Origin of the sequence: Alteromonas sp. CI.11.F.A3, assembly GCF_032925565.1 — a bacterium.
In the GTDB taxonomy this organism is placed as follows: Bacteria; Pseudomonadota; Gammaproteobacteria; order Enterobacterales; family Alteromonadaceae; genus Alteromonas.
In genome coordinates this window covers 2,443,009-2,460,810 of sequence record NZ_CP136708.1, presented here as the reverse complement: position 1 = coordinate 2,460,810, position 17,802 = coordinate 2,443,009, and the positions used below count along the sequence as shown (strand labels likewise).

Sequence of the window (17,802 nt, the reverse complement as noted above, 5' to 3'; positions counted from 1 at the left end):
CTCACTTACTTCGTTCGCTAGGACGCATACACTCAGGGCGACGCGCTTGTAGGCACCCATGAGTTAAGGAATACACCCTCCAAAAAATGAACTTGCTCACCTCGTGGGCTGTGTCGCTAATACATAGGCTGTATCTCTTAGCTCCTGATTTTTGCCCACATATATTTGCCATTTTTTGGTGGGGTTATGTTTCAATTGCTCCTTTGTGTCGAAAATATTTTGATTGGTTCTGTAATAAATTTCTTAGATTCAAGACTACTACCTTTGACAATCAAATTTCATTGTCAGTTTCATCAAATCAGTAGTTAATATTAAGGGCGAATAAAATGGAATACATCGATAGTATTTTGGCAAGTGACAACTACGCATTTATAGGCTTTTTACTTGTTGGGGTATTAATCCTCTGGTTCCTTCCAGCATTGCTTGCCTTGGCTTTTAATAGAAAACAATTCAAATATATATTGCTTGCTTGTATTCCCGCGGGCTTTTCTCTAATAGCATGGGGAGGAGTAATGGTTTGGGCTACAACGGGCAAAGCAATTGGTAAATATGCAAATAAAGCCAGTAGTGAGAATTAAAAAGTAACAAGCGCATTAACCACTCGCTTCGCTCGTTATTATCGCCCACGAATTTGCCCCGCTATGGGGGTGTTAGCAGGCTTTAAAATTTTCGCATTTACAATCGACGTAAAATATATAAGGATAAATATTATGTAAAAATCAAAAAATAACTATACACCGATAAGTCTCATGTTAACTGCAGTTGGCACACTGTTAATTGCTCAAAATCCACCCTTTTATTTAGATATAGCTATTTTATGTGTCGCTTTAGTAATAGGTTTTATAGGTTACAAAAAAGGTGAAAAATAAACGCGCTGCCCTACAAAACTGATTAGGGATCAACATGCCAATTAAAAAATGGATATTTCAATACAGTATCGCTTTTCCCCTGGTATTCGCGTTACTTTCAGGTATTCAATACATTAAAGGGCATACGCTTTCTTACTCTGTCGTTTTTGGTATAACGTGGTCTTTTATTTCAGTAGCTATATTTGCCACTCGAAGAGCTTATAATTTTAAGAAAAATATCGACTGCCAATTATGTAACGACTTAAACCAAAGTGATTCACAACAAAAGTAGATTTAAAATATTACTTATTTAGAAGCTATGTTTCTCTCAACTGGAAGTGCGTACTATGAAAGAATGGCTTGAAAAAGTAGAAAGCGCTTTATCTAAAGCCCTGGAATCTGTAGATAGCAGCGATGAAGTTCCTAGAGAGAATATGTATATGCTCGCTCCTATTTTTTATTCTCAGGCTCAAAACATGAATGATGGGCAGTTGTTAAAAGAAATGATAGAAGCAAATGATGAGCAATTTAAAGAAGACTGTTCTCATGATGAAAATTCAAAACTCCAATACAAGTACCATTATGTGTCTTCTTTTTTGAATTGCTACGTTGTCGCTGGAAAAATTGATGAGATGAAATTCGATGAAATAATGGATTATATAAACGAAAAGTTGAATCTTTTTGAAGACGGTTATGAATAGTACTAAAGCATATAACCTGCGGCGGTTTTCTCCTCTTAAGGTCTGTGACTGCCTTTTTGCTGCTTCGCCTCTTAGCCGTCTACGATTAGCTGATCTTAAATACTAATGTAACCATCTTCAAAAAGTAACATCTGTTAAAAAATGAAAGGAAGCAAACGGTGTTGAAAATAGTTAAATATTTTAGTTTTATAGTTCTCATCATATTAACTTTGTTAGTTGGATTTGTATTCATTATTCCAATGACATTCGATTCTAGTACCTGAATCGACCTATATTATTAGTTTCCGGTGAAAAAGATCACATATGGCCTTCACAAGAAATGTCAGAAGAAGTAATAGAGAGATTAAAAACAATGGGCTTCCCCCATCCTTTTAAACATATCGCTGTTCCTAACGGAAATCATTTTCAACCTCAAAATAATTTCCACCCGGAAGTGATTAAATTTTTGAATGAAAAATTCTTGCCTTACTGCGATGCTCATCACCAGAACGTAGCCGTTGACACCAAAAAGGCCATTTAAGCTCGTAAATTCGCTTGGACAATTAACAATACGCTATTGTCGCTGTGCTCAATAATGCTTAAGCTTATGTTGACGTTTAACAAGGATGATTTATGAAACCAGTACTTTTAATATTGTTACTAAGCCTGTATGCATGTTCCCCTTCCCCTGAAGATTTAGCGAATATAGCAAGTCAGCAGTTCAGGGAAAGTGGCGAAACAGAAGAGAGCTGGCTACATGACGGTGAACTCCATTTTTCCACCGCATTAGAATGGCAAAAAGCGTCTTTTCAAAATAAACGGGCGACTTCTTCAGATTTTCTATTAGCGCTCGACGAACAAGGGCGACTGGTAATTAACATTGCTGACAATCAAAGTTTAAAATTACATAGCGAAGAACTTACCCGCAAATTAAACAAGCAATTCGAAATTATTGGACCGGCAGTGGGTAACAAAAACAAATACAAAGACCTATTAATTAGTGATGCCGTAGTCTTAATAGCATCTCAAAATGGTTGGCTAAAAAGCGTATAACAAATTAATAAACTAATAATAAGCGGGTGTTTAAGCTTTCTAGCTGCAAACTTGCCACATAATCAGTTTTTAAAGTAGGTCAATAAATGGAACTCAATCAGGTTACTTTACCAGTAAGCAATATGGATGATGCTGTTGGTTTTTACTTAAATCTTGGCTTCACCCAAATTGTCGACACTCCTCACTATGCTAGATTTTCTTGCCCAGATGGAAACGCTACATTTTCTTTATCTCTTGAAACTGAAGTGTTTGAAAATAAGTCGGTAATTTATTTTGAACACGAACACCTTGTTGAGCTTCACAAAAATTTATCTCAAAAAGGTATTCAGTTTTTACAACCCCCTATTGAGCAAAGTTACCTTTGGAAAGAGGCTATTCTAAAAGACCCTTCTGGTAATAAGATCAAACTCTACTGGGCGGGAGCAAACCGCTTAAATCCGCCGTGGAAAGTAGAAATACGCGAGTAACACGCGCTTGAAAGTACTCGTTAGTTTGCTTACTTTAAATATCAGTAAATTATTTCTCGCCGTCTATTACGGCGTTTACATCAAGGAAGAATTGTAATGTTCGTCGTAATGTTTGAGTTCGTAGTAAAGACTGGATATGAAGAGCAATTTCTTTCCGCATGGCCCAAAACCACGCAAGGTATTTTCCTATTCAAAGGAAGCCTAGGTTCTCGTTTACATAGGCATAAGAACGATACTTTTATCGCTTACGCTCAATGGCCAGATGAAGAAACCTATCGCCAAGCCGCTAAAATCGAAATGAGCGCTGCATATGAACAGCAACGTCAATTAATGCGAGAAAGCCTTAATTTAGAATCAACAAAAACCTTGTATGAAATGGAAGTTGAAATTGATTACTTACATCGTAGAGTCTTTGACGTATAACAATAAATTGAGCAACGGCTGACACGGCCTAAATCGTAAACATTGTTGCCAACTGGCTTCGTAATAAGTGTCTTAAGGGCTAAATTTATGGCAAGAGAAAAATGGTACAGAAACCCAGAGATGATAATCGCACTCACAGCTCTGTTTATTGGACTGCTTACCGCTTTCATTTCAATTTACTCTGCTTACACTGACCGCGCTTATGCTAAAGCTTCGGTATGGCCTAAAATTGAAATTTCTAGAAGCCATAATACTAATTCTTTTAGTTATGGCGTTGCCAATAAGGGAACTGGCCCAGCGCTCATCAAGTACGCAAAAGTTTATTCGGGTACGAAATTTCTAAAAAAATGGTCAGAATTTCCAGAATTCAAAAATATATCTCAATCCCATTTAAACAATACTACTTTGCCGTCGGGTCACTCTATAACACCTCTAAAATACAAAGGTGAGTCGGTTTCGGATATATTAGCTATAGATGATAATATTGAAATAGAGCTCTGTTATTGCTCAATTTATGAGGATTGTTGGGTAGTTGATCGCACAAATATAACCCAACCAGTTAATTCATGTTCAGTCCGCTCTGAACACGCATTTTGGCAATGAAGTAATTAGTTATAATGGCGCTTAGTCAGTTCTATTGTTGTGGTAACTGATGTAGCCAAATCAGATTTAGAATTATCCAAAGGTGCATGGATACTTTATTTAACATACATATTACCGCCCTCATTAGATTGTTATTTTTAAGGAATATATGCGTAGCATCCAAATTTTAGGCTTAATATGCGCACTGGCTGCTCTAGTAGTTTCGTACTGGTCAATGTTTATCATAACTCCGGTATCAAGTGGGTCTGCCGCAAGTTCGGTCGGCTTAGTATTAATGTTTGTTGTCGTTCCTTTATTTGGACTTTCTGCCACTTTATTAATCCCATCTTCCTTAGCTTTACTGAACGCTAAGTTAAGGAGAGCCACCTTTATTTTCGGAAAATTTTGGTACGGTATATGGGCCATTAATAGCTTTTTTTCATTGGCCTATTTAGCTATCGGGTTATACTTTTGTTCCCTGTATCTTGTTGTTGGGCTTGTAAATTAATTGGGCTATTACTAAAGCCTTTATTTCGAACTGCTAACGCCTGAAGGTATTTTCGCTTTACCATAAACTCCAACGCACCTCTAATTGGCAATATTTGATCTCGCTAAAACGGCAACTCGTTAGGCATTGGGAAAAGGGAAAAGCTAATGAGACAGTTTCTTTTAGGTTTGTTTGTATCAACCCTGCTTGGTGCTGCTATTTTATTTTTTTTCACCCTTTTTTATCGGTGATAATTGAGCCTTGGATCTCATCCTATTACTACACTGGCGCGCTAGTATTGGCAGGTTTTATAGTGCTCATTGATCGGCATGCTTCTTACGAAAGCATTTTTATAGGCATTATGCTTGGGCAGGCTATTTACATGTCTACTTTTTTACCTGTAGATTCACTGGTCGGGGTGGCCTTGGTTATTATGGCCTTCAAGAGCCTATTGTCTTGTGTAGGTCTATTGTTAAAGTCCGCAATTATTAACATTCTGTATGTGATTAAAGGGGATGCCTAACACCATGTTATCTGCACAGCTGCGCCCTACTCACTCGTTGTTTGAAAGATAATCTTAATTGCCCGTTAAAATTTCATATAACAATTTAAAAATAGGGAAATATGTAATGAAAAGGATACTTTACGGATTGTTGCTTATATTGGGAAGCCAATATAACGCGTGGTCAGTTGAAGCTGTATTTACAACTGAAGACCTAGTTATCAATAGTAAAAAGCTTGGTGAAACACGTAACCTTGTAGTGTATTTGCCTGCAGGTTACTTAAAAAGCGATGCACATTACCCTGTATTGTATGTTACAGATGGTGATATTCAGGGGCCTCATACTGCAGGTACGCTAGATTATTTGGCAAAATTCGATCAGGCACCACAGATGATTGTTGTGGGGATTGTGAACCCTCGTGAAACACGCGAAAGAGACCTAACCTTAACCAGTGCAGATAAACAAAGCCCAGAGCAATTAGCAAATGCAGACCTGTTTTTAGCGTTTGTTGAGCAAGAAGTGATACCCGAAGTAAAAGCGCGTTATCGTACTTTAGATTACCAAGGGTTAGCTGGCACCTCGCACGGCGGTCAATTTGCTATTAATGCTTTAGTGAAACGACCAGGTTTGTTCAATGGTGTTGTAGCAGTAAGCCCGTCTCTATATTGGAATAAAAGCCAGTTACTTACATTAACTGAAACCGCGTTAAAGCGAGGCAGTTTGCAAGGGCGCTTGTATATTTCTATAGCACAAGAAGAGCCTACAATGACTGAGCCCTTCGCCAACTTTGTAGCACTCACTGAGCATTACCCTAAGCAGCAGCTAGCTGTAACCAGCCAAACGTTTAGTAATGAAACGCATAACACCACTGCCTTACTTGGTCAGTACTATGGTGTGAAGTATTTATTTGATGGTTGGGCAATACCTGAAACACCGCAAACCTTAGCCGATTTACAGGCTATCTTTGCAACACGTTCCTCATTGTTAAAAACATCGATGATTATTCCCGAAGATCGTGCTGCTGGTTATGGGCAGTGGTTACAGTACTTAAACAGGCAAGACGATGCGCTAGCCCTGCTTAATTGGAATACAGAAAATTACCCACATTCTTTACATGCACATACCGCACTGATCAATGCTTATCTTCATTTTAATAGGGAAGATGAAGCTAAACAGGCGCTTGGTGTAGCATTACAATCAGTTAAAGGGCTTAGCACAGAACAAAAAGACCAACTTCAAGGTTTGTTCTTATAACGTATAAAGCCCTTCACGTGTGTTAAGCAGCTTGATTTTATAGCGCCTACTCTGCAGTTTTAGATGATTTTTGAACAGCGCTATTTAGTTGATTTAGCTCTTTTTCCGTAAGGTTACGCCATTGGCCTGGTTTTAAATTACCTAGCTCTAAGTGCATGATGCGGGTGCGTTTCAGTTTAGTCACTTCGTAGCCAAGGAATTCGCACATGCGCCTGATTTGTCGGTTTAGGCCTTGGGTTAGAATAATTGAAAATTGAAACTTGCCACGTGCATTTACCTTACACGGTTTAGTCACTGTGCCTAAAATCGGAACGCCTCTTGCCATTTTTTGAACAAAGCGTTCACTGATGGGTTGGTTAACGGTAACTTCGTATTCTTTATCGTGGGCATTTTCAGCACGCAGGATTTTATTCACAATATCGCCGTCACTGGTCAGAATAATTAATCCCTCTGATGGCTTATCGAGTCTGCCTACTGGGAAGATTCTTTGTTTGTGCTTAATGGCATCGATAATATTACCTTTCACATGGCGCTCGGTGGTGCAGGTAATGCCAATGGGCTTGTTGTATACCAAGTAAATGCGGTCTGATTTGTCTTCGGCCACGGCTTTAACAAGCTTACCATCAACCTTAACCTGATCGCCCTGCGCTACTTTAGTACCCAGTTCAGGCAGCTTATCGTTAATGGTAACCCGATTTTGCTCAATTAATTTATCAGCTTCACGTCGTGAGCACAGTCCAGTATCACTGATATATTTATTAAGACGCTTTGTTACCTCAGAGGTCATGCTAAAAGTCCTTACCCTTTTGCTTCTAAACGATAACGTGAGTAAACCTCGCCGGTTTTACTCTCAATTTTGTTACCGTTAATTTTACTATAAAAAAAGCGAGCTAAAAGCTCGCTTTTTTAACATTCAGTTAGTATTAATATTCCCACCAACACTCTTGCCACCACTCAAGGAATTCCTCGAAGTCGATATAGCCGTCGTTATTGCTGTCTATTAATTTAAAACCTTCCTGTACATGGCTGGCTTTTGTTTTTGGAGAAATAACGGTTAATAACTCGATAAACTCCGTTAAATCAATTTGACCATTACCATCTTGGTCGAAGAAGGTGAAATCTTTCTTTATTTCTTCAATTTTTTCGTCTGAAAGTTGAGCGGTCACGCGCTTTCCCTTTTTTAGCAACTACATAGAGGGTGAGTTTAACGCCCTTATTGAGTAGTGTCTATGCTTGATTTTCTCTTGCTTTTAATGCGCGCTCACGTTGTAAACGAGCCTTTTCTTCACGTTTTTGTTCCATGGTAATTCGCGCCTCTGTACCCACGTGTTCTTGCTTTCTCATCTTGGCAAGATTCACCTGCTTTTCGCGCTCACGAAAACGTGAAAGTTGATCTTCTGTATGGGTCCCAAAACAATGCGGGCAGCTTACGCCAGACTCATATTTTTCACTTTGCATGTCTTCATCGGTAATCGGTAAACGACAGGCATAGCATTGATGATAATCACTTTTTTCAAGATCGTGATTCACAGCCACACGATTATCAAATACAAAACAGTCGCCTTCCCACAATGACTCTTCTTTTGGAACATCTTCTAAATATTGAAGAATACCGCCTTCCAGATGATATACCTCATCAAACCCCTGCTCTTTTAAATAAGCCGTAGATTTTTCACAGCGAATACCGCCGGTGCAAAACATGGCCACTTTTTTGTTTTTTTCTGGGCTTAATGTTTTAGCGACATACTCTGGAAACTCTCGAAAAGTCTCAGTTTTAGGGTCGATAGCATGCTTGAAAGTACCAATTTCGATTTCATAGCCATTGCGGGTATCTATCACGGTGACATCGGGGTCGCTTATTAACGCGTTCCAGTCGTTTGGTTTCACGTACGTACCTACGGTTTTACGTGGATCGATACCTTCAACACCCATGGTCACGATTTCTTTTTTAAGCTTAACCTTGGTGCGGTAAAAAGGTTGTTCTTCGTGGAGTGATTCTTTACAAGAGATAGGATTAATTCTCTCGTCGGCATTAAGATATTGAAGTAATCCATCAATACCTTCTCGAGTGCCTGAAACTGTGCCGTTAATGCCTTCGCTGGCAAGTAAAAGCGTACCTTTAATGCCATTAGATTCCATGGCAGTTAATAGTGGTTGGCGCATGGCCTCGAAGTTTTCAAGCGCAACAAATTTGTACATCGCGCAAACGATATATTTAGACATAGTAATGTTAACCTTTGCTAGTTGGAACGTAAAACCAGTGCAAAAATGCGGCGCGCACTATACCAAACCAGTTTTAAAATTTCCAGCTAGGCGGCAAGAAAGGACTCAGACTGCTCAATAATGTCACCAAGCATGGTGTTGTCTTCATCAATAGCGGTGGAATAAGTAGCGGCAATACGCTTTTGAGTTGCTAACGAACAGTTAGTAATAATATCTTGGCTAATTTTCTTAGCGTCATTCGTTTGTGCAAGAGGCACTGGGTGCATTTCATTGTGAAGGCGTACTTCGTCAAATTGCAATGATGAGGGTTCTTGCTGTGTTGCTTGATGCGCTATTTTTTGAGACAGTCGATTCATGTGTAACCAATCTGACTCACTCGCAAAAAGCGGTGCTTTACGGTAAAAATTAAGCGCTTCTAAACGTTGCGTAATGTCACTACTGGCTTCGTCCTCGCTTGGGCTTTCTATTGATATCGTTTCGGCTAACGCACTTTGTTGCATTGCCAAATACAAAGCAAAAAGCGTGGCATTACCCGCTGCTTTTGACAGCGTGCCGTTCCATTCCCATGCCATACTGGGGTCTATGGATTTAATTGTGTTTATATCGTTATCAGACACAAAAATAAGACGATTGAAAATTCATACCTATAGTGTCGGCAAGATAATGTTTTTCTTAAGCTTATTCTTGCCCTTATCGTTATTTTAAACAATCATGTATAGAACCTCTCAAGTAGTTAAAGTGTCATGGTTATCATTGGATGAAAAATGAACTTTTCGAATAAGCAGGTGCTTATTGTTGAAGATCAACGCCCTTTTCTCTTACTGCTACGTGGATTATTGCATTCCATGGGCGCAAGCGACGTTGTTACCAAGTCATCTGCGGAAAAGGCGCTGTCCCTCTGTAAGAAGCAAAAGTTCGATATTGTTGTTTGCGATCTTCATTTAGGAGTAGATAAAAAAAACGGTTTCGAGCTTATTGAAGAGCTGAGAATAAAGCGCTTAATTAAACCCACCACCGTGTTTATATTAATTAGCGCTGATAGTGCGCGCCCGGTAGTACTCGGCTCTATTGAACGGCGCCCTGATGATTATCTTATTAAGCCCTTTTCACAGGTACAACTTAAAACCCGTATTACCCGCGCATGGCAAAAACGACAGTTTTTAGGGGCAGTATTACAAGAGGTGGCCAATGAAAACATCAACAATGCTATCGATTTGTGTGAAGATCTTATTAGTACCCCATCGCCTTATAAAGGCACGTGTGAGCAGCTTTTAGTTGAATTGTATTTGCGTCTAGAACAGTACGACAAAGCACTGGATGTGCTTGCGCCTTATTTAGATGGAAAGCCAATACTTTGGGCCAAAGTTGCATTGGCGAAAACCTATCTAGCTTTAGAAAAATTCGATAAAGCCATTGGTATTGCCGAGGATATTATCAAACGCAACAGGTTTAATGCCGAGGCGCATGATGTATTGGCGAAAGCCAATGATGCAAAGAATCAGGGCGAAGCCGCGATCTCTGCGATAAATCATGCCATAAAACTTTCGCCCTTTTCTTTGCCTAGGCATTTTAGTGCATGCTCCATAGCCCGAAACCATAAGGATTACATTTTAGCCTCTACGTCTAGTTTGGCCATTTGGGACTTATCGAAAAGAACCGTACATCAGAACAGCCTGCATTGGTGTGGATTTATTCGAAGCTTGCTTGATGTCGCCGAATATACCGATGACAAACGCACACGAAATCGCTACCAACAAGAAGCTTTGCTTGCCCTTCAACGAGGTAAGTTTGATGAAAATATATTACGTATCGACGAAGATTTTGATGTCAGTATTTTTGGTAGCATCATTAACGCCCGCGTTAATGCTATTGATGGAAAAATGCTAGATGCCAAAAAGAATTTGGCACAATCACAAGCTGCCATAGACGAAAAGTACACCACCCCGCCAATCGCATTTATCCCGGATAGTCTTAAAGTCATGTACGACCTTGGGGAATTTGAAGATGCATTGCAATTACAAGATATTATTAAACAGCAGAGTTTAGAATTCGATTCCAACAGCGAATTTTTATTGCATTCTGAGTCGGTCAAAGCCCAGCAGAATCTTACTAACTATCAGCAGTTCAACCGTGAAGGCATTCAGCTTTACCAACAAGGACAGTATGAAAAAGCAAAAGACTCCTTTGCCCTTGCACAAGGCTTTTCTCCGGTAAATACAGGTGTAGCCCTCAACCTATTACAGTGCTTATTACAGATATTAAGCAAAAACCAAAAGCCAGATCCAGATTTATTTAAAGAATGTCGTCGACTTTATAAACTTATTGATGACATGCCACTAAAGGCGCAACACGAAGAGAAATACTCTACGCTACGTAACGACTTAGACACTTTTATGGGAATTACATAATGACAATAACCCTAATTAAAAAAATCTGTGCGCTTGCTAGCCTACTTTCAGTTTTAGCACTTAATGGATGCAGCCAAACACCACCTTGTGAAGATATTGTAGAAGTAAATCGTCAATTACATGTATGCAAAAGCTTGTCAAAAGTGATGAATGATAATCGCTACCCTCAGCAAGCTATGTCAGCGAAAAAACGTTATGAAAGTGAATGTGAAAACTTCAGGTATTATCGCGATGATTACGACACTATTTGTAAGGGTGAGCAACAAGCCATTGGTAAAAAAACCAAAGCGGCGGTTAACAAAGAAAGTTTACCCCCTAAAGATTATTAAGTAGCGGGTTGTTTTTGATACCAAGGGTTATGCGGTGCTTTAAAGCCAGCAACTATCAGGCAACACAAGATTTTATTGGCGGTGTGGTTTTGATGCTGCCATGTTACGGTATGGTCTAGCGCCTTGTTCGTAGTAACATCTTTTAAAGAGGCGTTATCAAGTAGACAAGAAAAGGATATAAACATGTCGAAACGCGTTGCAGTGCTAACATCGGGTGGTGATGCGCCAGGAATGAATGCTTGTATTCGAGCTATTGTTATAGCCTGTGAAAGACAAGGATTTATGCTGTTTGGTTACCAGCATGGTTATAACGGCTTACTTGAGCAAGAGTACGAAATACTTGCGCCTCAAGCAACACACAACCTCATTCAGCAAGGAGGCACCGTACTGCACAGCGCCCGTTGCGAACCGTTCAAAACCGACGAAGGTGCAAAAACTGCTGCCACTAACCTTACAAAACTAGAGATTGATACCCTTATTGTGATTGGCGGTGATGGGTCTTTTAGAGGTGCTGATCATTTGGCAGATTTCTGGCACGGTCAAATTATTGGTATTCCAGGCACCATTGACAATGATGTCGCTGGCACCGATGCCACCATTGGTTATTACACCGCTATCGATACCGTCGTTTCATCAATCGATAAAGTCAGAGACACTGCAGACGCGTTTGAGCGCATTTTCATTGTAGAAGTGATGGGCAGACATGCCGGTTTTCTTGCGTTGAATTCAGCCCTCGCCTCGGCGGCTGATTACGTTATTTTGCCAGAAACCTTTGAGCAATGTGATGCAGAGCTCGATAAAATTACTGGGCAAATTGAGAAGAGAAGACAACTCAAAGGTGCCATTAGTTTTATCATAGTGGTAGCTGAAAATGTGTGGCCTGGTGGACTTAATGATTTGGCCGACAAACTGGTTTCGAAAACTCAGTCTGAAGTTCGTCCTGTAACGCTAGGTCATGTTCAGCGTGGTGGTTCACCGGTGAGTCAAGACAGGTTGCTTGCCACTAAATTAGGCACCTATGCTGTGAATTTAGTGGGCAGTGACATCAACGGTGTTATGGTTGGAGAACTCAATGGTACGCCCAGTGAAATTCCCCTTACGCAAACATGGGAGAAGGACAAACCACTAAATCCTTCTAGTATGGAAACCATGCTCACCATCATGAATGAGCGATACTGAAATACGCCTGATTAATTGTTATAGCATCGAAGAAAAAGTTACGCATAACCATAACTTAATATTTTATATCAAAAAGTTAGACTAATTTGTCAGTAGAAATAAAAATGCCCGATTTCTCGGGCATTTTTCATTAAATTGGTTGTTTGCATTATCAGTTTAAAGCTCATGCACTCAAGCTATTAGCTTACATTTTCATAGCGGCTTTTACTTTGTCTCTATGACTACGACTTACTTTTAGTTCGGTGTCATTTTGCAAAATGAGGTGATATTCACCGCTAATGTGGCTTACTAACTTTTTCACGAAACGGATATTCGCGATGGCTGAACGGTGCACTCTAACAAACCATTGAGGGTTAAGCTCTTGCTCAAGCTCTTTCATCGTTTTGCGCATAATGTGCATGCCATCTAATGCGTGTACACACATATAATCACCTGCTGCATCTATCCACTGTATATCTTGCACATTCACTCTGGTAACTTCAGAACCATCTTTAATGGCCAATACATCGGGGTAAGGATTGGTTTCTACCGGTTCACCATTGGCGAGCTTACGTAAGATTTCTTCGCAATCGTCGCCAGTCAATTCGGCTACCAAATTCACTAAGCGTTTAGACTGTTCATCTTGATGCTGTGTGGCGAAGTATTCTCGTACTTTCACTAAAGCATCTTTAAGACGTTCGTCGTCTGCTGGCTTTAATAAGTAGTCTAACGCATGCACATCGAATGCTTTAATCGCATAACTGTCATACGCGGTAACAAACACTACCATGGGGATCGGTTGATTGAGCTCACGCAACTTATGAATAACCTGAAAGCCATTTAGCCCAGGCATTTGTATATCAAGAAACACTAAGTCAGGACGAAGTTGTGAAATGCTACTTACCGCTTCAAGCCCATTTTGACACTCAGCAAGCACCTGAATGTCGTCATGACGTTCTAACCTAGCGCGAAGTCCACGGCGTGCAAGTGGCTCATCATCTACCACTAAGGTTTTAATTACTTGCTTTGTCATGCGCATACATCCTTTACTTCATAGGGAATACGAATTCGAACTCGTACACCCGACGGCTGATTATCTTCAATAGAAAATGCGAAATTGCGTTGATACAGTGAATGCAATCTCTCTTTAATATTCGCCAGTCCAACACCATTTTCACGGCTTAACTGACCATCTATAATGTCGGCACCGGGCCCATTATCAGCCACATCCATTAGTAAATCGTTTCCAAACGCGCGGGCTGTTATAGCAATTTGACCACCATTCTCCATTTTAGAGATGGCATGCTTAACAGCATTTTCAATAATAGGCTGTAATATCATGCTAGGAACAAGTGCGTTTTCACACTCTTCATCAATATTCCAGACCACTTCTAGCCTGTCATCAAATCGTACTTTTTCAATCTCAAGATATAACCGCAAGGCCTTTGTTTCTTGGCCTAAAGGCACCCGTTTAATAGGGTCGTTATCCAAAGAATAGCGTAAAAAATCGCTCAAGCGAGAGACCATCGCTTCTGCAGTATCGTTTTCTTTTAGCAACACTAAGGTAGAAATAGCGTTTAGCGTGTTGAACAAAAAGTGAGGATTGAGCTGATAACGCAGCATCTTAATATGCGCTTGATGCGCCATGGTGCTGGCTTTAAGCGCATTTTGCTTTTCTTTTTGCAACATCTGGAAGTTCTTAATGCCGAAGTAAACGCCACTCCAACAGCCCACCATGATAAGTGAGTTAATGGTATTGGTAAAATACATGTACCAAGCATCAGGCCGATAGCCATGCTTGTATATTTCCCAATAGTTTATATTTTTAACTACAGCCCACAGCAACGCTATCAGATAACAGGACGCAATCACAGTCATTAGCATGTTCAACGGCGACTGTTTTCTTGCCCAGCGATAGACGTAACGCAATGGTATAGTTAGCAACCAGCCAGCATAAGCGTTGAGTAATATTATAAATACCCAAATTGGCCTTACATCGTGAAGGAACGAGCCAATATAATAAATGATGGCAAAACCTGCCCAGCCTGCGCTGTGCAAAGTCCAAAATAACCTTTCGTTACTTTCAATAACGCGCTGAAAGCGGCTCACATGTTTACCAGTGGTTGAATTGATTGATAGATTATACGCAAGGTAAGCCCCTTGCGGAGCATCTTGGTCGTACTTCATATGCGACTTGTCGCACGGGTTGTTAAGATTAGTGACTGCAACTAATAACTAATATTCAATCTCTTAAGCCAATGCATCCACCACCATGCTGGGCCTACAAGTAAAAAGCGAAGATCTTCCAAAAATGAGGGCTTTTTACCTTCAATTTTATGACCGATAAATTGCAGTATCCACATCACAACAAACAGCGATAGACAGAACAGCCAAACATTAAGGCCATAGTAGGCAATAAGATTAATACCACCGAAGCAAACAATGGTAAGCAGTGTCATGGCCGCACCAATGGGTCCAGACAATTTGAAATAATAAAACAGAATGGGAATGGCAAGAACGTGTGCCCAAGTCACATTGAAATCGGCAATGAAATCGGGCACGGGTATTGCCCAAATAAGCCCTAAGGTAACGAAGTAGATACTGGGCACCGCAATGGCGTGAATAAGCACGTTGGTTTTATTTTGGTGGCTTTCGTTGTATTGCAGTAATAGCTTTTCAATCGTTCTCATAGCAAATTCCACTTATTGTTATAATAATTGCTTCAATTTTTTGTTGTGAACATCGTATTAACTAATTAGCGTATGGCCTGCTAAGAGCGCATTGACGGCATCGTCATCGCTATCGAATTTCAAGCCATAATAAACAAAGTCTGATTCTAACTGGTGATTTTTAACAGTGGCATTCAACGTGGCTTCTTTACCATCGGTTGAATAAACTAATGCAATTTTAGTTTCATCAATCATGATGGGCCATTCAGGCTTAAGCGGCAGAGCTATACGGCAGCCATCGTTAGATATATCCACAATAATACCGGTCACATGTTCAGATTCAGGGAAGGCTTCACACGACACTTTAACCGCTATACCAGGCTGAGCCCGCTTATTAGCACGAAGGCCTATAGATTCAATGCGGCGCGGAAAGCTGGTAATCAATAACCCTGAGGGTTTAGCCAATAATTTGAGAACCTTTACCCTAAACGCTATAACTTGCCCGGCATCGCCTTCAAGTACAAAGCGTACTACTACGTCGTTACCCACCGTCAATAAGTCTCTGACAACTATCCATTTTGCGGAAGTGGGTATCTGGAATATCATGCAGGTCGCCAGTTCCATTCCTACATAAGCGGTTTTCACACGCTTAGGCGCCGTTGGTGTCGTAATTTGTAAATCTACCACTGCACCCGGTGGCAAGGCACACAAATTATCGACGTCTTGTCGGTTAAGTTGACTACTTACTGCATTATCTGACATGTATTTAAGAACATTCTTATTATACTTACTCTAAATGTAACCAATTTTGTGTCGGCTGACAAAACCTTCTCTATCAGGCATGATGTCGCCATATTTTTAAGATACGAATAATTTTTTATAAAGGTCACCATGAATAGCGCTTCACTTCACTACCAACTGTCGATTTACTCGTGGCAACAACATTTGTTTGATGTAACGTTAACCGTGCCTTCTCACGAATCACAAACTTTATCGCTCACGTTACCGTCTTGGATCCCTGGCAGTTACATGGTGAGAGACTTTGCCAAAAATATAGTGTCGTTAACGGCTAACAATACTGCTTCTGGCGAACCGGTTACTTGCACAAAATTAGATAAGCAAACGTGGCAGGCCGATACCCAGGGTGAGGCAGTCACTATTACTTATCGAGTGCATGCCAACGACTTATCAGTGCGTTCTGCGTTTATTAATGACGAGTATGCCTTTATTAACGGTACCAGTGCATTTCTAAGTGTTGAAGGCTTTGAACAACAGCCATGTAAATTGCAAATTATTAAACCCGCTGTAGCGAATTGGCGTGCCTATACCAGTATGCCAATGAGCGAAGATATGCCAGATAGTTGGGAATATGAAGTGGCAGACTATGCTGAGTTTATCGACCATCCACTTTATATTGGGGTATGTAACTTTCACAGTTTTGAAGTGGAAGGCGTTACCTTCGAGTTGTTATTCTCTGGTAGAAATAACCTCGACATAGAGCGTATTGCTAATGACTTAACCCCAATCTGTAAGCACCACATGCAGTTATTTGGCGATCCCCAGCCTATTAGACGTTATTTGTTTATGACGTTATTGGCTGATACTGGCTTTGGTGGTTTAGAGCACCGCGATTCTACCGCCCTGCTCTTTCCGCGTTTCGACCTACCTATGGTGGGCGAAAGCGATACGAAAACCGATGGTTACATTACGTTTTTAAGTTTGTGTAGCCACGAACTTTTCCATACATGGCATGTGAAGCGTATTAAACCCGAGGTGATGGTTAAGCCTGATTTACAAAAAGAAACCTATACCAATCAACTTTGGATTTATGAGGGCTTTACCAGCTTTTATGATGACGTAACATTAGCTCGTGCAGGCTCAATCTCCCCACAAAAATATCTAGATATTGTGTCGCAGAACTTAACTCGACTACTGCAAAATGCGGGCAGGTTTAAGCAATCTGTAGCAGAAAGCAGCTTTGATGCATGGACAAAGTTCTATAAACAAGATGCCAGTGCTGCTAACTCTATTGTTAGTTACTACACCAAGGGTGGCATTATCGCTTTTGGACTAGATTTGTTGCTACGTGAAAAGTCGAATAACGAAATCAACTTAGATTCGCTAATGCGTCATTTATGGGATCAGTACGGCCGCGACGAAAAAGGCACCCCTGACGACGTTATTGCCACGTTGTGTAAGCAAGATTTTGATATTGATATTACTGACTACCTTGCCGATGTGGTTTACGGCACTAAAGACGTGCCGTTAGAGAATTGGCTGTCGAACATTGGTGTCGAACTCATCACACGCAGCAAAGTATCTGCTGATGATAAGGGTGGTAAAACAAGTGCCGAGGGCATGAAACGACAGTTGGGAGCTAACTGTAAGCCAGCTCCATTAGGATTAACGGTTACGCAAGTTTTTGAAGGTTTAGCCGCTGCCGACGCAGGCATTATGGTTAACGACATCATTATCGCCATAAATGGTTTTGTGGTGAATCAAGCGAAGTTACAGCGGATTTTAGACGCAACCAATACTGGACAAGTCAGCGTTTCACTTATTCGAGATGGCCGATTGCTAACGGGCGATCTTGATATAAGAAACGCACGAGAAGATGTGTGCCACTTTTCAATTGTGGATGAGAGAAAGTTTTCGGCATGGTTGGGGCTTAACTAATCACCCTCGGTTAATCTTTGCTTATGTAGAATTACGTCTCTG

The 17,802-nt window shown here is 40.5% G+C and carries 21 protein-coding genes; 13 read left to right on the top strand and 8 right to left on the bottom strand.

Annotation, left to right across the window (positions count from 1 at the left end):
- Nucleotides 1–326 precede the first annotated feature (326 nt).
- The 9 genes from R1T43_RS10565 (at nucleotide 327) to R1T43_RS10525 (ending at nucleotide 6,297) form a co-directional block, all read left to right on the top strand.
- Nucleotides 327–578 carry a superinfection immunity protein gene (locus tag R1T43_RS10565; RefSeq protein WP_057791723.1) on the top strand — a complete coding sequence of 84 codons (252 nt, stop codon included), beginning with the start codon at nucleotides 327–329 and terminating at the stop codon, nucleotides 576–578.
- A 325-nt stretch (nucleotides 579–903) separates the two neighbouring features.
- Nucleotides 904–1,140 carry a hypothetical protein gene (locus R1T43_RS10560; protein ID WP_317348686.1) on the top strand — a complete coding sequence of 79 codons (237 nt, stop codon included), beginning with the start codon at nucleotides 904–906 and terminating at the stop codon, nucleotides 1,138–1,140.
- Between the two features lie 55 nt (nucleotides 1,141–1,195).
- Nucleotides 1,196–1,549, top strand: a complete 354-nt coding sequence (locus R1T43_RS10555) for a hypothetical protein (RefSeq protein WP_211070906.1) — start codon at nucleotides 1,196–1,198, stop codon at nucleotides 1,547–1,549.
- A gap of 319 nt (nucleotides 1,550–1,868) precedes the next feature.
- Nucleotides 1,869–2,069: a hypothetical protein gene (locus tag R1T43_RS10550; protein WP_317348684.1), complete on the top strand. Its 201-nt coding sequence runs from the start codon at nucleotides 1,869–1,871 to the stop codon at nucleotides 2,067–2,069.
- Between the two features lie 92 nt (nucleotides 2,070–2,161).
- The gene (locus R1T43_RS10545; RefSeq protein ID WP_317348683.1) at nucleotides 2,162–2,581 is read left to right on the top strand and encodes a hypothetical protein; all 420 of its coding nucleotides are present in this window, start codon (nucleotides 2,162–2,164) and stop codon (nucleotides 2,579–2,581) included.
- Between the two features lie 86 nt (nucleotides 2,582–2,667).
- Nucleotides 2,668–3,048 (top strand): VOC family protein, encoded by a 381-nt coding sequence (locus R1T43_RS10540; protein ID WP_317348681.1) that lies wholly within the window; start codon nucleotides 2,668–2,670, stop codon nucleotides 3,046–3,048.
- A gap of 96 nt (nucleotides 3,049–3,144) precedes the next feature.
- A complete protein-coding gene (locus R1T43_RS10535; protein ID WP_057791715.1) occupies nucleotides 3,145–3,471 on the top strand; it encodes an antibiotic biosynthesis monooxygenase family protein in 327 nt (108 codons plus the stop codon).
- Between the two features lie 87 nt (nucleotides 3,472–3,558).
- Nucleotides 3,559–4,074 (top strand): hypothetical protein, encoded by a 516-nt coding sequence (locus R1T43_RS10530; protein ID WP_057791713.1) that lies wholly within the window; start codon nucleotides 3,559–3,561, stop codon nucleotides 4,072–4,074.
- Between the two features lie 1,095 nt (nucleotides 4,075–5,169).
- On the top strand, nucleotides 5,170–6,297 hold the full coding sequence (locus tag R1T43_RS10525) for an alpha/beta hydrolase (RefSeq protein ID WP_317348675.1): 1,128 nt from the start codon (nucleotides 5,170–5,172) through the stop codon (nucleotides 6,295–6,297).
- A gap of 46 nt (nucleotides 6,298–6,343) precedes the next feature.
- Here R1T43_RS10525 and rluF read toward each other — a convergent pair whose 3' ends face one another.
- The 4 genes from rluF to R1T43_RS10505 all read right to left on the bottom strand — a co-directional run bounded on the left by rluF (nucleotide 6,344) and on the right by R1T43_RS10505 (nucleotide 9,092).
- Complete coding sequence (rluF, locus tag R1T43_RS10520; protein ID WP_211070911.1) at nucleotides 6,344–7,084, bottom strand: 23S rRNA pseudouridine(2604) synthase RluF; 741 nt, start codon at nucleotides 7,082–7,084, stop codon at nucleotides 6,344–6,346.
- Between the two features lie 136 nt (nucleotides 7,085–7,220).
- Nucleotides 7,221–7,463: an EF-hand domain-containing protein gene (locus R1T43_RS10515; protein WP_013784036.1), complete on the bottom strand. Its 243-nt coding sequence runs from the start codon at nucleotides 7,461–7,463 to the stop codon at nucleotides 7,221–7,223.
- A 61-nt stretch (nucleotides 7,464–7,524) separates the two neighbouring features.
- Nucleotides 7,525–8,520 carry a rhodanese-related sulfurtransferase gene (locus tag R1T43_RS10510; protein WP_211070912.1) on the bottom strand — a complete coding sequence of 332 codons (996 nt, stop codon included), beginning with the start codon at nucleotides 8,518–8,520 and terminating at the stop codon, nucleotides 7,525–7,527.
- Nucleotides 8,521–8,606: 86 nt separating this feature from the next.
- The gene (locus tag R1T43_RS10505; RefSeq protein WP_317348669.1) at nucleotides 8,607–9,092 is read right to left on the bottom strand and encodes a VC2046/SO_2500 family protein; all 486 of its coding nucleotides are present in this window, start codon (nucleotides 9,090–9,092) and stop codon (nucleotides 8,607–8,609) included.
- 192 nt (nucleotides 9,093–9,284) lie between these two features.
- On the opposite strand from R1T43_RS10505, the gene R1T43_RS10500 reads away from it, so the two are divergent.
- The 3 genes from R1T43_RS10500 (at nucleotide 9,285) to R1T43_RS10490 (ending at nucleotide 12,436) form a co-directional block, all read left to right on the top strand.
- Nucleotides 9,285–10,928, top strand: a complete 1,644-nt coding sequence (locus R1T43_RS10500; RefSeq protein ID WP_317348666.1) for a response regulator — start codon at nucleotides 9,285–9,287, stop codon at nucleotides 10,926–10,928.
- The gene (locus R1T43_RS10495; RefSeq protein WP_317348663.1) at nucleotides 10,928–11,257 is read left to right on the top strand and encodes a hypothetical protein; all 330 of its coding nucleotides are present in this window, start codon (nucleotides 10,928–10,930) and stop codon (nucleotides 11,255–11,257) included. Before R1T43_RS10500 ends, R1T43_RS10495 begins: the two co-directional genes overlap by 1 nt.
- Nucleotides 11,258–11,440: 183 nt before the next feature.
- On the top strand, nucleotides 11,441–12,436 hold the full coding sequence (locus R1T43_RS10490; RefSeq protein ID WP_317348662.1) for an ATP-dependent 6-phosphofructokinase: 996 nt from the start codon (nucleotides 11,441–11,443) through the stop codon (nucleotides 12,434–12,436).
- A 184-nt stretch (nucleotides 12,437–12,620) separates the two neighbouring features.
- On the opposite strand, the gene R1T43_RS10485 is transcribed toward R1T43_RS10490, so the two are convergent.
- From R1T43_RS10485 to R1T43_RS10470, 4 genes are all read right to left on the bottom strand, one after another.
- Nucleotides 12,621–13,448: a LytR/AlgR family response regulator transcription factor gene (locus tag R1T43_RS10485; protein WP_013784030.1), complete on the bottom strand. Its 828-nt coding sequence runs from the start codon at nucleotides 13,446–13,448 to the stop codon at nucleotides 12,621–12,623.
- Complete coding sequence (locus tag R1T43_RS10480; protein ID WP_211071093.1) at nucleotides 13,445–14,524, bottom strand: sensor histidine kinase; 1,080 nt, start codon at nucleotides 14,522–14,524, stop codon at nucleotides 13,445–13,447. The genes R1T43_RS10485 and R1T43_RS10480 overlap by 4 nt, the downstream gene beginning before the upstream one ends.
- Before the next feature lie 119 nt (nucleotides 14,525–14,643).
- Nucleotides 14,644–15,105 (bottom strand): DUF962 domain-containing protein, encoded by a 462-nt coding sequence (locus tag R1T43_RS10475; protein WP_317348657.1) that lies wholly within the window; start codon nucleotides 15,103–15,105, stop codon nucleotides 14,644–14,646.
- 57 nt (nucleotides 15,106–15,162) lie between these two features.
- The gene (locus tag R1T43_RS10470; RefSeq protein ID WP_211070919.1) at nucleotides 15,163–15,846 is read right to left on the bottom strand and encodes a PilZ domain-containing protein; all 684 of its coding nucleotides are present in this window, start codon (nucleotides 15,844–15,846) and stop codon (nucleotides 15,163–15,165) included.
- A gap of 129 nt (nucleotides 15,847–15,975) precedes the next feature.
- Here R1T43_RS10470 and R1T43_RS10465 point away from each other — a divergent pair, with 129 nt between their 5' ends.
- Nucleotides 15,976–17,760, top strand: coding sequence for a M61 family metallopeptidase (locus tag R1T43_RS10465; protein ID WP_317348654.1), 1,785 nt, complete (start codon nucleotides 15,976–15,978; stop codon nucleotides 17,758–17,760).
- Nucleotides 17,761–17,802: the final 42 nt, after the last annotated feature.